General features: G+C 44.6%; 15 protein-coding genes and 1 pseudogene. 11 read left to right on the top strand and 5 right to left on the bottom strand.

The annotated features are described in order from the left end of the window. The first annotated feature begins 24 nt into the window (after nt 1-24). From LBPC_RS13985 to LBPC_RS13945, 9 genes and pseudogenes are all read left to right on the top strand, one after another. Complete coding sequence (locus LBPC_RS13985; protein WP_003662466.1) at nt 25-1,461, top strand: nicotinate phosphoribosyltransferase; 1,437 nt, start codon at nt 25-27, stop codon at nt 1,459-1,461. A gap of 256 nt (nt 1,462-1,717) precedes the next feature. Continuing rightward, the gene (locus LBPC_RS13980; RefSeq protein ID WP_016365304.1) at nt 1,718-2,863 is read left to right on the top strand and encodes an ABC transporter ATP-binding protein; all 1,146 of its coding nucleotides are present in this window, start codon (nt 1,718-1,720) and stop codon (nt 2,861-2,863) included. Continuing rightward, nucleotides 2,826-3,758, top strand: coding sequence for a carbohydrate ABC transporter permease (locus LBPC_RS13975; protein WP_003662470.1), 933 nt, complete (start codon nt 2,826-2,828; stop codon nt 3,756-3,758). Before LBPC_RS13980 ends, LBPC_RS13975 begins: the two co-directional genes overlap by 38 nt. Then, nucleotides 3,755-4,570 carry a carbohydrate ABC transporter permease gene (locus LBPC_RS13970; RefSeq protein ID WP_003568106.1) on the top strand — a complete coding sequence of 272 codons (816 nt, stop codon included), beginning with the start codon at nt 3,755-3,757 and terminating at the stop codon, nt 4,568-4,570. Before LBPC_RS13975 ends, LBPC_RS13970 begins: the two co-directional genes overlap by 4 nt. After that, the gene (locus tag LBPC_RS13965; RefSeq protein ID WP_003568103.1) at nt 4,567-5,943 is read left to right on the top strand and encodes an ABC transporter substrate-binding protein; all 1,377 of its coding nucleotides are present in this window, start codon (nt 4,567-4,569) and stop codon (nt 5,941-5,943) included. Before LBPC_RS13970 ends, LBPC_RS13965 begins: the two co-directional genes overlap by 4 nt. Before the next feature lie 166 nt (nt 5,944-6,109). Beyond that, nucleotides 6,110-6,523: an arsenate reductase (thioredoxin) gene (gene arsC, locus LBPC_RS13960; RefSeq protein ID WP_003576828.1), complete on the top strand. Its 414-nt coding sequence runs from the start codon at nt 6,110-6,112 to the stop codon at nt 6,521-6,523. Nucleotides 6,524-6,573: 50 nt separating this feature from the next. After that, a pseudogene (locus tag LBPC_RS13955) lies at nt 6,574-7,271 on the top strand (glycerophosphodiester phosphodiesterase family protein). Nucleotides 7,272-8,024: 753 nt separating this feature from the next. Further along, entirely contained in the window at nt 8,025-8,582 is a 558-nt protein-coding gene (locus LBPC_RS13950; protein WP_003662474.1) for a helix-turn-helix transcriptional regulator, read from the top strand. Nucleotides 8,583-8,604: 22 nt separating this feature from the next. Beyond that, nucleotides 8,605-8,832: a DUF3923 family protein gene (locus tag LBPC_RS13945; RefSeq protein ID WP_003576821.1), complete on the top strand. Its 228-nt coding sequence runs from the start codon at nt 8,605-8,607 to the stop codon at nt 8,830-8,832. A gap of 208 nt (nt 8,833-9,040) precedes the next feature. On the opposite strand, the gene LBPC_RS13940 is transcribed toward LBPC_RS13945, so the two are convergent. Together LBPC_RS13940 and LBPC_RS13935 are read right to left on the bottom strand one after the other, a co-directional pair. After that, nucleotides 9,041-9,358, bottom strand: a complete 318-nt coding sequence (locus LBPC_RS13940) for a hypothetical protein (RefSeq protein ID WP_003662475.1) — start codon at nt 9,356-9,358, stop codon at nt 9,041-9,043. A 213-nt stretch (nt 9,359-9,571) separates the two neighbouring features. Next, a complete protein-coding gene (locus LBPC_RS13935; protein WP_003662476.1) occupies nt 9,572-10,075 on the bottom strand; it encodes an isochorismatase family protein in 504 nt (167 codons plus the stop codon). A gap of 113 nt (nt 10,076-10,188) precedes the next feature. Here LBPC_RS13935 and LBPC_RS13930 point away from each other — a divergent pair, with 113 nt between their 5' ends. Beyond that, nucleotides 10,189-10,668, top strand: a complete 480-nt coding sequence (locus LBPC_RS13930) for a GNAT family N-acetyltransferase (RefSeq protein WP_003662478.1) — start codon at nt 10,189-10,191, stop codon at nt 10,666-10,668. A 647-nt stretch (nt 10,669-11,315) separates the two neighbouring features. Here the strand turns inward: LBPC_RS13930 and LBPC_RS13925 are convergent. The 3 genes from LBPC_RS13925 to LBPC_RS17330 all read right to left on the bottom strand — a co-directional run bounded on the left by LBPC_RS13925 (nt 11,316) and on the right by LBPC_RS17330 (nt 14,238). Continuing rightward, nucleotides 11,316-12,956 (bottom strand): AAA family ATPase, encoded by a 1,641-nt coding sequence (locus LBPC_RS13925; RefSeq protein ID WP_025376083.1) that lies wholly within the window; start codon nt 12,954-12,956, stop codon nt 11,316-11,318. Between the two features lie 101 nt (nt 12,957-13,057). Next, nucleotides 13,058-13,969 carry an IS3 family transposase gene (locus LBPC_RS17335; RefSeq protein WP_275451469.1) on the bottom strand — a complete coding sequence of 304 codons (912 nt, stop codon included), beginning with the start codon at nt 13,967-13,969 and terminating at the stop codon, nt 13,058-13,060. Between the two features lie 17 nt (nt 13,970-13,986). Beyond that, nucleotides 13,987-14,238, bottom strand: a complete 252-nt coding sequence (locus LBPC_RS17330) for an IS3 family transposase (protein WP_041091356.1) — start codon at nt 14,236-14,238, stop codon at nt 13,987-13,989. A gap of 277 nt (nt 14,239-14,515) precedes the next feature. Between LBPC_RS17330 and rpiA the strand changes: the two genes are divergently transcribed. After that, complete coding sequence (rpiA, locus tag LBPC_RS13910) at nt 14,516-15,205, top strand: ribose-5-phosphate isomerase RpiA (RefSeq protein WP_003662483.1); 690 nt, start codon at nt 14,516-14,518, stop codon at nt 15,203-15,205. Nucleotides 15,206-15,259 lie beyond the last annotated feature (54 nt).

Genomic DNA, 15,259 nt, shown 5'->3' with positions numbered 1-15,259 from the left:
GTCATAAAAGAAGGTTTTATTAAAATGAATATGAATCATGCCATGTTAACTGATTTATACGAGTTTTCAATGGCCAACGGTTATTGTGCGACCTTGCCGCATACAGATCAGGCTGTTTTTGATATTTTTTATCGCACGGTTCCGGATCACGGTAGTTTTGTCATCGCCGCTGGGCTGCAACAGGTAGTGGAAGCTTTGCAGGCGTTTCATTTTGACGATGCTGATATCGACTACTTGCGTTCCTTGAATCTTTACTCAGAGACTTTTCTAAATGAGCTTGCGACGATGAAACTTGCTTGCAGGGTGACTGCTTTACCAGAAGGCACGCCGGTTTTTCCACGGGAACCGCTGCTTACTGTAGAAGGGCCACTGATGCAGGTGCAATTGCTGGAGACGCTTTTGCTAAATTTGGTGAATCATCAGTCACTGATTGCCACGAAGGCGCGGCGGATTACCGCGGCGGCAGAAGGTCGTCCTGTGATGGAGTTTGGCGCGCGCCGGGCACAAGGCCCAGATGCTTCAGTATATGGCGCGCGGGCAGCTGTCATTGGCGGCTGTGCCAGCACGTCGAATGTTTTGGCAGCCCAGCTATTCCATATTCCGGCTGCGGGCACAATGGCACACAGTTGGGTTGAATCGTTTGGTGACGAGCTGACGGCTTTTCGCGCATGGGCTAAGGTGTATCCAGATAATAGTGCCTTGCTGGTCGATACTTATGATGTTCTGAAGTCCGGGGTGCCAAATGCGATCACGATCTTCAAGGAGCTGCGTGCAACAGGGCATCAGCCTGTGGGTATCCGAATTGATTCGGGCGATATCACCCAGTTAGCTAAACAAGCGCGAGTGATGCTGGATGCGGCAGGTTTTCAGGATGCCAAAATCACCGCTTCAAATGCCCTAGATGAAACTGTGATCCAATCGTTGCTAAAAGAAGGAGCACCGATTGACAACTTCGGCATTGGCGAAAAGCTGATCACTAGTGCCTCGTCGCCTGTTTTGAGTGGGGTCTACAAAATGGCGGCTCTGCAAACGGATGGTCAATGGCAGCCGAAGATCAAAGTCAGCGCTAGTCGCGAAAAGACCACATTGCCAGGCCATAAACAAGTTTATCGCTTATACCACCGTGACAGTCATCGTGCTTTTGCTGATGTCATTGCTTTGGCAGACGAAATTTTACCGGAAACAATCGCCGTCGTTAATGCTAATCCTTTGGCAACCCAGACACGGGTCACGCTTGCTGATTTCACGGCCAAGCCATTGTTGCAACCGGTGTTCGCACCTGGCCACACTGCTGATGTACCAACTGATGTTTTCGCGATCCAAAAATATACCCGCGAAACTTTAGCGGCCTTGCCAGAAGCCACCCAGCGGCTTGTTAATCCTGATTTTTACCCGGTTTATCTCACGCCGAAGTTGGCTGAGATGCAACAGAAATTGATTGCGGTTCATCATGGAAATTAATGTGGCTTGATAGTTAATGAACGAACGTTAAAAAGCACACCTGCTCCAAAACCACCATTCTTGCTGATAACTGGTGGTTGTGAAGCAGGTGTGCTCTTTTTTTATCGCAAAAATTAAACAATTTCTGAAAAAAATCTCTGTTTTCCGGCATAAATAGCTAGCTTTACAGAAAACTTACAGAAACAATACAGCCTCTTGCCGCGGTTTTTTACAAACGACCGTTAACCTTAGCATTAAGGTAAGGAGTTGAGGAGAAGTGAGTATTCGATTAGCGAACGTGTCCAAAGATTTTGGCAATACTAAGGTGCTATCCGATGTTTCCGTAGAGATCGAACCCGGTGAGTTTTTCGTCATGGTCGGGCCTTCTGGTTCCGGCAAAAGTACGCTTTTACGAATGATCGCTGGTTTGACCAGCGTAACAGACGGACGTATTTATTTTAATGATCGCGATGTCACGGACTTGCCACCAAAAGATCGTAAGTTGGCAATGGTCTTTCAGAATTATGCTTTGTTGCCATTTATGAATGTAGCGCAAAATATCAGGTTCGGGCTTGAAAATCAGGACCTGAATGATGATGAAAAAAGCAAGCGAGTCGATTGGGCATTGGATCTGGTGCATCTCAGCGACTTACGGGATCGTAAGCCAAAAGAGTTGTCAGGCGGCCAGCAACAGCGGGTCAGCTTGGCGCGCGCGTTAGCAACCAAGGCGCCGGTCGTGTTGATGGATGAACCACTGTCCAACTTGGATGCGCAGTTGCGTACGGAAATGCGTGAAGAGATTGCGCGACTTCATCGCGAGATTGGGATGACACTGATCTACGTGACTCATGATCAGGTGGAAGCCATGACGATGGGTGATCGGATTCTCGTATTGGACGATGAAAAAATTCAACAACTTGGCACACCCCTAGATCTTTACAATCATCCGGCTAACGAGTTTGTCGCGAAGTTTATTGGCTCACCTGAGATGAATCTCATGCCAATTACCATTAATGACGATGGCGATCGCTTCAGTATCGGCGACACCTTCTGGACTGATAATGCGTTTGTCCTACCATTTGATTTGCCAGCTGGTTCTTACCACCTTGGTATTCGGCCAGAAAAATTGGTGCCAGTGTCCATCGCTAATCCAGATACAATTACGGCAAAGGTGAAAAGCCTGCAACAGCTTGGCAATGACACCTTGATTTTCTGTGACTTTGATGGACAGACATTAGTCAGTCGAGTACCCGAGCAATTTACTATCGCTGTTGGCGCCGACCTGAATCTACTGTTGCCGGCAAATGCTGATGAATGGCATCTTTTTGACAGCAACAATGGGGTGCGAATCACCGCTGCTGCGCCAGCACGGGAGGCGGTTGAATATGGAGCTCAACAAAGAACTCAACAAAACCGCAACTGAATCCAAAAGTAAACTTGCAGCGACGATCAAAGAAAACAATAAACCGGCCTTTTGGTTTTTAATACCGTCTTTATTGATTTTAACCTTATTCACGTTCTATCCGATGATCATGACCGTTTACAATAGTTTCTTTGCGACCAATATTCGCGGGGAAGCGGCGAAATTCGTTGGTTTGGGGAATTACTTCTCGATTTTTCAAGATCCCTTATTCTTGAAGAGTCTCGCGGGCACCTTAGTCTATGTTGTTGCCTTTGCTGCCATTACGATTGTTGCTGGCGTTGTCTTGGCACGGTTGGCAACCATGAAGCTACGGCGAATCAGTTGGTTCCAAACAGCTTTTGCCGGCACGATGGGAACGAGTGCTGCGGCAGCTTCCATTCTCTGGCTGTTTCTTTTTAACCCGTCTGTTGGTCTTGCTAGCTTTGCTTTGAAAGCAATGGGCTTGACGAATGCCAACTTATTGGTTGACCCAACTGGCGCCATGATTGTCATCGTGCTGGCCAGCGTTTGGATGGCGTTGGGGTTTGCCTTCCTGATTTTGCTTAGCGCCTTTCAAAGCGTGCCACCGGAATATTATGAAGTAGCTGACATTGCTGGTTGGTCGCAATACAAACAGACCTTGAAAATCACGGTGCCGATGATTTCACCGACTTTATTCTTCCTGTTTGTTGTTGAAATTATTGACGGGTTCAAAATGTTCGCGCAGATAGATTTGATTACTGGCGGCGGGCCAAACAATGCTACCAATTTCTTGGCCTATAAGATCTATCAAGACGCGTTTACCTTCCACAACTTTGGGACCGCAAGTGCTGAATCAATTGTGCTGACGGTGATCATTGCCTTAGCAACTTGGATTCAATTTCATTACACGGAACGGAAGGTGTATTACGCATGACCCACATCAAAAATGGTTCGCGGTATCTTTTATTAACCGTGGTTGCAGTGGCATTGTTGTTCCCGATTTTATTAGGTATATGGGCTTCCTTGTTGCCAACTAAAGACATTGCGGCAGGCAACTTCCTGTCGACCAACATTTCACTCAACAATTACTGGCAAGCATTTGTGACCACGCCGATTATCCGCTACATGATCAACTCCTTTGTCACTGCTGGTCTGATTACCATTGGCCAACTGGTGTTGTGTACATTAGCAGCTTATGCGTTTGCGTTCATAAACTTCCGCTATAAAAAGCAATTGTTCTTCGCCTTTTTGGTCACAATGATGTTGCCTTTTGAAGCGCAAATTATTCCAAACTTTCAAACGGTTAAGGCATTTGGCTGGTTGGACAATTATGCTGGCCTAACCATTCCATTCTTCACTTCCGCGTTCGGGGTTTTCATGCTACGCCAGGCTTTTCTTCAGATTCCCGCTGATCTAGTCGATTTTGGCAACTATCTCGGGCTTGGTCGCTTGCAGTTTCTGTGGAAAATTGCGGTGCCTTATAGTCGCAGCATGTTAATCACCTTTGCCTTGTACACATTTCTGACTCATTGGAATCAGTATCTGTGGCCGTTGATTACGACCTTCTCCGATGATTTCCGCCCCGTGCAGGTTGGCTTGAAGCAGTTGCAATCTGAAGATACATTTGCCAACTGGGGCATGGTTATGGCAACAGCCATCATTGTGTTGCTGCCAACGCTGGCATTGCTACTGATTGGCCAGAAATTCTTCAAGCGGAATTTGAATGCAGGGGGGACTAAGGGGTGAAAACCACATACAAAAAAATGATCGCAATTGTTGCTGCGTTGATCGTCATTTTAGGCCTTGGCTTCTTCTTCACGCACCAACAACATACTGAGGCTGCTGACAATGGCACTGGTCGCACGACTATTACGTTCTGGCATTCAATGAATGGCCCAAATGAACAGGTATTGGAGAACTTGGTTAATCAATTTAATAAAAGCCAGACGAAATATACGATTAAACCAATTTACGTTGGTAGTTATGAACTGTCAATTATGAAATACGCGAATACGGTTGGCAGCAATGTCTCGCCTGATTTAGTTCAAAGCGATCAAGCAAACCAATCCATGATGATTGGTCTAAACGCAACCGTGCCGGTTCAAAAGTTTGTCGACCGTGATCATTACGACTTGAGTCAGCTGTATCCTGGCGTAACTGCCGCTTATAAAATTAACGGGAAGCTTGCCTCCATGCCATTCAACTCTTCAAGTTCGGTGATGTACTACAACGAAAGCTTGTTTAAGAAATACGGCGTTGCAGATTTACCGTTGTCACCAACATACAGTGACGTTACTAAGGCAGCCGTCGCTTTGACCAAAAAGAGTAAAGGTGCAGTCAAAGGCATGACGATGCAAATTTACGGCTGGCTGCCAGAAGAAATGGTGGCTAATCAGAACTCATTGGTTGTTAATCATGACAACGGCCGCAAAGCCATGGCCACTGCAGCAACCCTCAATTCGCCTGAAATGCAAAAGAGCATGACCTGGTTGCAAGACGTTATTAAGCAAAATGCGTTTGAAAACTTTGGCACTGGTTCTGCCGCTGCGAACAACCAAAGTGCAGCATTTTTAGCGCAAAAGGTCGGCATTTTCATGCAAAGCTCAGCAATGTTAGGTCAGCTGCAAAAGAATGCGAAGTTCAAGTATGGTGTAACTTTCACACCACATCCAGATGGCACCAAGGCAAACGGCGTGGCCATTGGTGGTGCTAGCTTGTGGATCACTAAAAATAAGCCTGCCGCTGTTCAAGAAGGCGCTTGGCAATTCATGAAATTTCTAATGACACCGCAGTCTCAAGCAACTTGGCAACTCGGCACTGGCTATTTCGCAGTCAATCAGAAAGCTAACCAAATCCAAACCTTGGCCGCCGCGATCAAAAAGAATCCAGCTTTGGCCGTGCCAATCAAACAACTTAACCAAGGAAATATCAATGCCGCAACGGCCGGCGCCTTCTTCAGCAACATCCAAGAGGAACGCCAAAACGTTGAACTCGCTATGCAACAAATCTACAGCGGTGCCGATGTTAAAAAAGCGCTGAACGAAGCCGAAACTGACACGAATACAGCGATTCAGAAGACAAATGAAGTTAGTGGAAACCTCCTGAATTATAAGCGGTAGCGTGTGAGTCACCGCGGTATCTGCGACTACTAACATGTTTTGGCGGCCCAGATGCAACCAACTACTTAAACTATTTCATTGCCGTTTCAACCTCACCCGCGTATGATCAAGACAGTTTAAAGAACGGTGGTTAGCTCGTCTTTTCAGACTAAGGGAGGCACAACAAATGCCGCAAGTTTACTTCTTATGCACGGGTAATGCCTGCCGAAGCCAAATGGCAGAAGGGTTCGCCAAGAAACTACTCGGTTCTGATTGGCAAATCGCCAGCGCCGGCATTGAAGCACACGGCTTGAATCCGCTCGCTGTGCAAGTCATGGCGGAAAAAGGGATTGATATCTCGCAACAACGATCAAAAGTGATTGATCCGGATTATCTAATGCACGCCGATTTAGTGGTCACTCTCTGCGGAGATGCACGCGATCGTTGTCCGGTCACGCCGCCAAACGTTCAGCACCTGCACTGGCCGTTGCCTGATCCTGCTAATGCAACAGGCTCAGAAGCAGAGGTCGTGCAAGCGTTTCGTGAGGTCCGCGATAAGATTGAAGCAGAGGTGCGCCATTTAGAAACATCAGCCTTTTAACAAATCGCAACCTATTTTGAGTCAATGAATGAACAAATTGGAGGGTTAACATGACAGTAGCAATTTTTGGGCATCGCGGGTATCCTGCCCGTTTTCCGGAAAATAGTCTACAAGGCTTTGAATACGCCTGTGAACATGGCATCGATGGGATTGAGACCGACGTTCAGATGAGCGCTGATGGGCATCTTGTGATAATGCACGATGAACGCGTAGACCGCACGACTGACGGCAGTGGCTGGATCGCTGATCTGACCCGCACACAGCTCAAGGGGATGCGGATTGCCAATGGTGAACACATTCCGTCACTGCGCGAGGCGCTCACCGTGCTTAGCCACTATGACGTCATGGTCAATATTGAGTTCAAAACCGGCAAAATCCGTTATCCGGGTATCGAAGCGTTGACACAAGACTATGTTGAACAATTCAACATGCAGGATCGCGTCATTTATTCCTCCTTCAATCATGACAGCATTAATGTGATCCACACCTTGGCGCCAAAAATGAAAACAGCTTGGCTCACTAGTCGTGTCCTCAGGGGGCATCACTGCCAGCATACTTAGAAGCCGTACACATCGAACATTACAATTCGCGCCTCAACAAGGCCCAGCGTGTTTGGACCATTGACGATCCTCTGAAAATGAAGAAACTGTTTGCTGCACCTTACGTCACCGGCTTGATTACTAACCGGTTTGAGGAAGCTATGGATATGCGAGCATTGGTAGAACAAGGCAGCGGCGCGACAGTGTGAAGTTAGACGATAGTTGGATTTTTAATTGAAGAATAGCCGCCACGCAAATGAGATTGTCATTGCGTGGCGGCTATTTGTATACCGTGAATTGGGCATATGAGTTAGATCACTAGCAAGGATTTGCCACAAAGCGTTGCACATGAATTGACAATCATGGAAAATGAAGTTATCTAAGCATTAGAAGTGACTATACCGTTGTGCAAACAAATTGAGGAAATAAAGCCATGTCAGTCAATTTTTTCTTTTGATTATCTTTGCATTTATCATGTATTACGTTATTGAAGCTGCAGTGGAAAAGGCTGTGAAACGAGCGATGATTGTAACTAAGATCCAGTCAAAAACAATAGCGGCTGAATATCATGCTGAATAGGCCTATTGAGACAACGCAATCATGATTACTGAAAAAATCAATGAACTTAACAAAATATATCCACATCATGCAGAGACTAAACAACAAATCAGGGCATTACAAGCGTTAGCATCTCAAAACAACGGTATTTCCATATGACAAAAAAATAAACTAACGAGCAGAAGTATCAAGCACGACAAGTATTGAGAACCAAGGTTGAACAGATTAAGCGGGATCCTTCCAACACCACCAATTAAAGGATCGTCTGCCAGACCATGATCGCCGGTTCAAGTCTGAGAGCAGGGCTGAGGTATTTTTGTGAAGGACCCCGCTATATCAAGGATGCTAGAGATAATAGCTAGGCTTTTTTTAACTGATGGCTTACGTTAAAGGAGGAAACAGCAATGAGCGATTTAAGCTTAGGCAGCCGACTTAAGCAACTGCGGAAAGCGCGTGGCATGACGCAATCACAGTTAGCTGACGATTTGTTTGTTTCACGTAAAACAGTATCTAGCTGGGAAACTGGTCGTAACCAGCCAGACTTGCAGACGATTTGTCGATTGGCCAGTTATTATCAGCTGACCGTAGATGACCTCCTTCATCAGCAATCAGTCCCACATGCTGATGATCAACGAGCGATCACTTGGCTCGGCCCAGCATTAGCCATCATATTGATGGGGCGGCTTGGATTTGTCGCGCTACCTGAGATGCTGGTGCTTTCCGACGTTGTGGTCATCGCGCTGGCGTGGTTACTCGTTAGCTGGTGGCAGCGATACATGCACCTACGAACGATAAGGTGGGCATGCAGTTTATTGGCAGTTACCTTTATCGTTGCTGCAGGGTTGAATTTGTTCAAAATGGACTTTGGTCTGCAGTTAATTTATTTGGCTGCCGCCGTTACATTGCTGATTCCCATAGCGGGCACTGCACTGATCAAAAAGATTCGCAGTCGCCCAACTTAATCTATGCAAGGGTGCTGTTCATATGAAACATAAAGGCATCTGGCTCATCAATGGTTTACTTGCCTTATTTGCAGTGCCAATAGCGGTCATGATTCTCATTCGCCGCGTTGATGGCAGTGGGTACGTTGAAACCGGTCGTTCGCGATTAGCAGCACTCGCTGTCCTTGGTGCAGCTGTTTTAATCGTCATACTGTGCGAACTAATTTATCTGCTGATGGCACATGCTGTAAAAAAGGCTGATGAAAATTAATAAGTGGTTTGCATACTGAAAAAGTCTTGTATCTTCTCCGGGTTTGAAACTTAAAGCCTACTAGGTACAAGGCGTTTTTTATGGAGACAGCAACCTGCTTCATTTGTTACCAACAAATCAAAACACAAGAATAGAAAACGATCGCATCATACTAGCACAAGACTGGTGATGCGATCGTTTTGACGTTGAATGTGGCGCTGCTCATTTTTTAGGGTTCCTGAACTTGATAATGTTTCAGAAACTTTTTCTTAGAAACGACACGGTGGTTGGTCACATCTAAGAAGTCGCCTGGATAACCTATTGCATACATACCATAGCCAGCAAATCCGCCGCCAATTGTTTCCACAGCGCCTATTTTCAAATTTGTCGCCAATGAAGGATTCAAGCCACTCATTAAAATCCGAAGATGATCGTCTAGCCAATATAGATAATTTTCGTCAAAAGCCTCTTTGACCCAGTCAGGACGCGCACCGGTTTTGTTGATCTCCCAAACGTCAGCTGGATTGCCCTTGTATAAGGCTTTCATGGTAATGCCTTCTTCCAATTCAAATATTGAAAGTGATGAACTACAGTTAAGAAAACGGATACATTTCAAACTCGACCGAATTGTAAACCCGGATGGTAGTCGTGGTCAAACAAATGAGCAACGATTCACAATGATTTTTTGATGAGTTATATTGAGAAAAATACCATGAGGAGTGGGTGGCGTAAGATGCAAAATTTTGGAAGACTAACTGATCTAGAGTTTGACGCTTTCATCCCGAACAACTTCAGCAAACGAACCATCCCAAATACCTTCGTGATGCGCGATGATTTGCTGTGCTGAAAGATCGGGCGTATCAAAGGTCGAATTCAAGCCATGGATCGTCGCCGCCTTGAAGCCGAGATCATGGCCGACGCGGATCGCGGTATCGATACAGTACTCCGTTTGCAGACCGGCGACTTCAATGGTTTGTACGTGCAGGCCGTGTAAGGTGGCAGCCAAACCGGTTTGGAAAAAGGAATCAGAATGATACTTTAGAATGACCTGATCAGATGGTGCTTGATGTAGCCGGGCATCGAGTTGCCAATCGTGGCCGTTATATGGCATGCTCTCATCAGTATGTTGCATAAAAATAATTGGATGATCAGCAGCGTGATAAGCGTCTATACGCTGATTGATATTTGCTAACAGTTGCTTGTAATGGTGGGCGGCGCTTAACCCATACTGAACATCAATCACGACAAGTCCATCTTTTAACATGGCAATTTCCTCATTTCATCGGGACTTTATTGATGCGCTAATTATACGCTGTGATCTAGTTAGATCAATGACACAATTAAAAATTTCTTGATCGTTCATGATAGGAGGATTTCATGAAACTAGAACCGATTGATCGATGGCGATCGGCGACAACTAAATTATTTAAAGAGCTCTGGGGCAGCGATGATATGGTTCTGAGTGGGATCGTGTATCATCTGAATGAACTTCCTGGATTTGTGGCGATTGATGAGCAAAACATCTTAGGTATGATCACCTATCTCGATCGAGGAAACACGCTTGAGGTCATTTCTCTAGACAGTTTGCGTGCGAATCAAGGTATTGGATCCGCTTTACTTCAAAAAGTTGAAACGACTGCGGTGCTTAGCCACAAAACAGGTGTTGAGTTAATCACAACAAACGATAATCTGCATGCATTAGGATTTTATCAACGGCGTGGGTATCGGCTGACGCAGCTTTTTCCCGAAGCGGTAGATCAATCGCGGAAAATAAAACCGGAGATCCCTGTCGTTGCCGACAATGGTATCCCGATCCGCGATGAGCTGAGATTGTTCAAAGATTTGCAGACATTGTGAGAAAGTAAAGTTGAACGGCAAAGAAGTTGAATGAAAGTCGTTTTCATAAATGCTAAAAGGCAATGTTTCACGAGAAACATTTTGGATCTGGTAAGCCTTAAGATTTCGGCTTTTTGGTTTATTCTGGCACAAATCCGGTACACTCTGAACGATTTTCATTCTGGTGTCACTGTGGCTAGTCCTTCAAGTGCATAGAGGCTTCAATGTCGACATTTCGGCAAAGGTGTCTGTGGATCTAAATCTCTAAAGTCGTCCGCATACCTTTGTGACTGAGGGTGATCTCGGATTACTAACGGATTCTCGCACAGACTGATCAAGAGTGACGTAACGCAGACGAAGGGTAGCCGCCTTGGCCAAATCAACATAGTCATACACAATATCATTGATTTAAGTATTGTTTAGCAGTGTACCATTCAGTTATAGAACAAAGCCCGATTGCGTCATTAATCGCTGATCCTCATGCCATTTTCTAGATAGTCAGTGGTTTGCTGGTCGATACTTATGACACGCATGGATACGAACGGTGCCTGCAATCATTGCGCAGGTTGCTTGCATTAGTTGCCACTCCCGTTTGTGGCTTTCGCGTAGCACGCCGCGTTTGGCGACATCGTCTAATCTGCTAATTGCGGATATGGCGCAAAGAATTTCTAAACTGCCAGTTGTCCCCAGACCTTTACTTCGTTCGCATCAAATCCAGTTATAAGCTTCTGTAAGTGAAGGGGATTTAGATCATTCATGAATACCACTAGTAATCTTGCTGTTTTAACAAGCTCACTGTGTGAAATGAAATCGACTGCATTATTGTCCGGTCGGGACTTAACATTTTCTTCACTGTGGCTTTCAGAATTAAAAACGAGTCGATACATAAAAGTTCTAAGAAAATCACGATGTATATCCGGAATATTGTCCAGTATATCCTGATCGTTAAATATTGCACTGACACCGCGTCTGTAACAAAAGGTTGAGAAGGCTTCTATTACTCTTCGCATTATATTACCAATATATAGGTCATCTGGGTGGTAGTCTACTTCGACATCTTGACTATTAGATGCCTGAATGTTGGAGGCGGCGTAGTTATACACTTCTTGTAATTGTTGGGCATAATCGTTGAAGGACTTTGTTCCAGCTTCTGTTAATCTACCAGAACTCAGCTGATAATGGTGGCTGACAATTTTTTCGACATTGGACTTACCTACCTTTGCTAACATACTTCTTCGTTCTTCAATATCATCGTAGATTTTTGCAATATGGTGAAACATTTCTGCATCGTGAGTCATGATTAATACTTTGCTTTCAGGATTGCTAAAAAGCACTTTCTCTAGCTCTTCACGAAGTAGAGATAATATTCCTATTTTATTCTCAAAGTCAAAACTAGATATAGGATCGCCTAGTACAATAAAGAGTGGGCGTTGATAGGCTTGGTCAGCTCGAACGTTTGAGTTTATTCTAGAGAAGAAATAACAAAGACTAATTGCGTTTCGTTCTCCCACTGACAGTTGACTTGTTGCAATAAACTCATCACGAGATAGGACTCGATAACAGTTGTCACCTTCTATCAGTTTAAGTCGGTTGCGATTCATGAAGACGTGAGCCAATTTCTCGTTTATTTGGTCTAGTGCGACCTTTTGTTCGGCAAGCCGTGCTTTAACACTGCTAATACTTCTTTCGTTCTCCTCTCGGGGCGCTTCTGCAGCTCTGACTTTCTCCTCTAGATCACGGTGTCTAAGGCTAGCCGTGGCAAATTGTTCGAATAAATCTCGATTATTGAATTTAGCTATATTCAAATTTAGAAAGTCTGCTTCGGACTTGATAAGTTGTTCATTTTCAAAAATAGCATTGTAGTTTTCGACGGCTGCCTGCACGGCTCTTCCTGCAGAGATGATTGATGAGTATAACTTATTGTTATCGCAATCAATAGTATTCGGGATCGCATATGGATTGTTTATCTTATCGGTAACAGCTTTCGAATATCTAGCTATCATTTCATTGTATTCTTCCACCGCTTCATTGTATGCGAAGATTTCCTGTGGAAACAGCGTCGCTATATCTGTGCCTTTATTAATGATAGCTAGAGTATTCAGGTTCAGAGATTTTAGTTGATTTGTAATATCGTCTTCAGCGTTTTGCTTCGAAATGGTTAATACCTGATTGATTACGTGAACTAGTTCTTCTTTCTCGCGGGTTGTGATTGTACGAAAACATGTAGGACAGTACTCGGTGCTTGGTGCGGAAAATATGTTTTTAGTTTTGTCGAGTTGAGTTCTTCCACTGTTTGATAAGACTTCCATGATTTGTTCTTGGTGGATTGAAGTCAATATTTGAGACAGATTTTAAGAGACATTCAGGACCGCGTTTACCTTCCACAGCTCAAATAAATCATTAATCGCGATTAATAACTTATTTGAACCCTGGAAAGCATTAAATCAGGCGGCCATTTGGCTCGTAAGTGTTGCAATTTCAACTTGTAAGGGGGTCTGGTAGCCCAGTGAACTATGAATTCTCTTCCTATTGTAGAAAGCATGCACATATTCAAAAAGGACGGCAGCGGCAGTTTCATAATCTTCAAAGACCGGCACTGGATAAACACATTCCTTTTTGAGGGAAGCGTGAAAGGATTCCATTGGCGCATTATCATACGGACAACCCTTACGGCTGTATGAGTGCGGATATGTAGTTCAGTTAAACGTTGATTGTAATTATCGCTGGTATACTGTGATCCTAAATCCGTATGGATAATCAGGTCCCCAGTAATGGTTCGATTTTTAACCGCGCTTTCAAGGGTCTTTAAGACTAAATCAGTATCCATCTTTTTTGAGAACGAATAGCCGATAATCCGTCGTGAGTGCAGGTCCATGATGGTTGATAAGTAACACCAGCCATTACGCTTCGTTTGAATATAGGTCATATCAGCGGTCCATTTTTGATTTAAACCAGTGGTCGAGAAATCCTGCTTAAGCAAGTTGGGACGCTGTTCAACCTTGGTTTTGGAAGCCGAAGCCGCTTTCCACTTATTGACGGTAACGGAGTGGATATCCAGTTCCTTCATGAGCCGGGAAATCCGTCGTGGACTGCACCGAAGCTGCAGTGGTTGAAGTTCCAGATTCAATTCATGGTGGATCTTCATAACACCGTATCGCTGCTTAAATTCCGCAAAGATCCGCAGAATCCGTTGTTTCAAGTCCGCATCTTCGGCCCGGCGTTTTGAAGGTTTGGGGGATCGATAACGATAATACTGAGCTCTGGAAACACCGAGGATTCGGCACATCTTGGTTACCTGGTGGTGATGGCTTTCTTGGTGAATGTAATCAAAGATATTGGTTACTTCTGCGCAAGGAAGCCCAGGGCTTTTTTTAGGATTTCGTTCTCCTCAGACAGCGAAGCCAGTCGCTTTTCCATCGCTTTGATTTCGTCTGGCGATTTACCGGATTGAGTTTTGGCCTGGCCCTGGATCCACATATGAACTGTTGAATAGCCAATGCCATATTCTCTGGCCAGTTGAGCAGCTGATTCGCCTTGCTTATATAGGTTGATAATGTTTTGTTTGAATTCTTTGTCGTAACGAGTTGGCATGTAAAAATTCCTTCCTTTTGAGAGACGATTTATTCATTATACCCTCTCTTAAAAGTTGTCTCAGGAATCAGCTTACATCCAGAAGGGATGCAGCAAGCCTTAAATCCGGAGGCGTATCGAATCATTGTCCAAATGAATAGATGAGGATGTTCCTAATAGTAAGAAAAGACGGATTCGAGCACTCTAGAGTTTACCAAATCTTTTCGTGTAAGAAGTTTTTCTCACGACTCTTCTGTGACTTGTAGGGTAAAAAACAAATTAAAAAGGATGCGTGGTTATGAATCAAAATGACTTGAAGCAGCAGGCTGCTCAGAAGGCGGCAGAACTAGTTAAAGACGGCATGACAATTGGTTTAGGGACCGGATCGACGGTCTATTATCTTGTTAAAGCCATTGCACAGCGAGTCGAAACCGAACATATACAGTTGACTGGTGTTGCCACTAGTATCCGCACGCGTGAGCAGGCTGAGTCCTTAGGGATTCACATGAAAGATTTAGATGAAGTGGATCATATTGATTTGACAATTGATGGTGCGGACGAAGTTGATAAGCATTTTCAAGGCATTAAAGGCGGCGGGGCGGCCCACTTAATTGAAAAGGTCGTCGCGATTAATTCCGCGCAAAATATATGGATTGTTGATGAATCTAAACTTGTTGACACGCTGGGTAAATTTCCATTACCGCTTGAAGTGATTCCATTTGGCAGTGGCAAGCTCGTTCAGCGTTTAGCCAATGAAGGGCTGAATCCTGAATATCGACTCACTAATGATGGAGAAAAGGTATTGACAGATTCGGATAATTTTATTGTTGATCTTCATTTAGGGCGTATTGAGCATCCTCATCTGTTAGCTTCTTGGTTAAACGAACAAGTTGGGTTGGTTGAACATGGGCTTTTCCTTGATGTAGTTAAAAAGGTAGTCGTTGGAACAGAGAACGGACCAAAGATTTTGGATGCATATCGCGGTTAATTATCTGGGTCATAATATTCAAATGATTTTATGAAATTAAAACGGCCACCTTAG

Source organism: Lacticaseibacillus paracasei subsp. paracasei (assembly GCF_000829035.1).
Classification (GTDB): Bacteria; Bacillota; Bacilli; order Lactobacillales; family Lactobacillaceae; genus Lacticaseibacillus; species Lacticaseibacillus paracasei.
This window is presented reverse-complemented; position numbering and strand designations above follow the sequence as displayed.

Excerpts from the sequence above, each read along its gene's own strand:
- LBPC_RS13985 (WP_003662466.1), top strand. The coding sequence starts at position 25 with ATGAATATGAATCATGCCATGTTAACTGATTTATACGAGTTTTCAATG.
- LBPC_RS13975 (WP_003662470.1), top strand. The coding sequence starts at position 2,826 with ATGGAGCTCAACAAAGAACTCAACAAAACCGCAACTGAATCCAAAAGT.
- LBPC_RS13970 (WP_003568106.1), top strand. The coding sequence starts at position 3,755 with ATGACCCACATCAAAAATGGTTCGCGGTATCTTTTATTAACCGTGGTT.
- arsC (WP_003576828.1), top strand. The coding sequence starts at position 6,110 with ATGCCGCAAGTTTACTTCTTATGCACGGGTAATGCCTGCCGAAGCCAA.
- LBPC_RS13950 (WP_003662474.1), top strand. The coding sequence starts at position 8,025 with ATGAGCGATTTAAGCTTAGGCAGCCGACTTAAGCAACTGCGGAAAGCG.
- LBPC_RS13945 (WP_003576821.1), top strand. The coding sequence starts at position 8,605 with ATGAAACATAAAGGCATCTGGCTCATCAATGGTTTACTTGCCTTATTT.
- LBPC_RS13940 (WP_003662475.1), bottom strand. The coding sequence starts at position 9,358 with ATGAAAGCCTTATACAAGGGCAATCCAGCTGACGTTTGGGAGATCAAC.
- LBPC_RS13935 (WP_003662476.1), bottom strand. The coding sequence starts at position 10,075 with ATGTTAAAAGATGGACTTGTCGTGATTGATGTTCAGTATGGGTTAAGC.
- LBPC_RS13930 (WP_003662478.1), top strand. The coding sequence starts at position 10,189 with ATGAAACTAGAACCGATTGATCGATGGCGATCGGCGACAACTAAATTA.
- LBPC_RS13925 (WP_025376083.1), bottom strand. The coding sequence starts at position 12,956 with ATGGAAGTCTTATCAAACAGTGGAAGAACTCAACTCGACAAAACTAAA.
- LBPC_RS17330 (WP_041091356.1), bottom strand. The coding sequence starts at position 14,238 with ATGCCAACTCGTTACGACAAAGAATTCAAACAAAACATTATCAACCTA.
- rpiA (WP_003662483.1), top strand. The coding sequence starts at position 14,516 with ATGAATCAAAATGACTTGAAGCAGCAGGCTGCTCAGAAGGCGGCAGAA.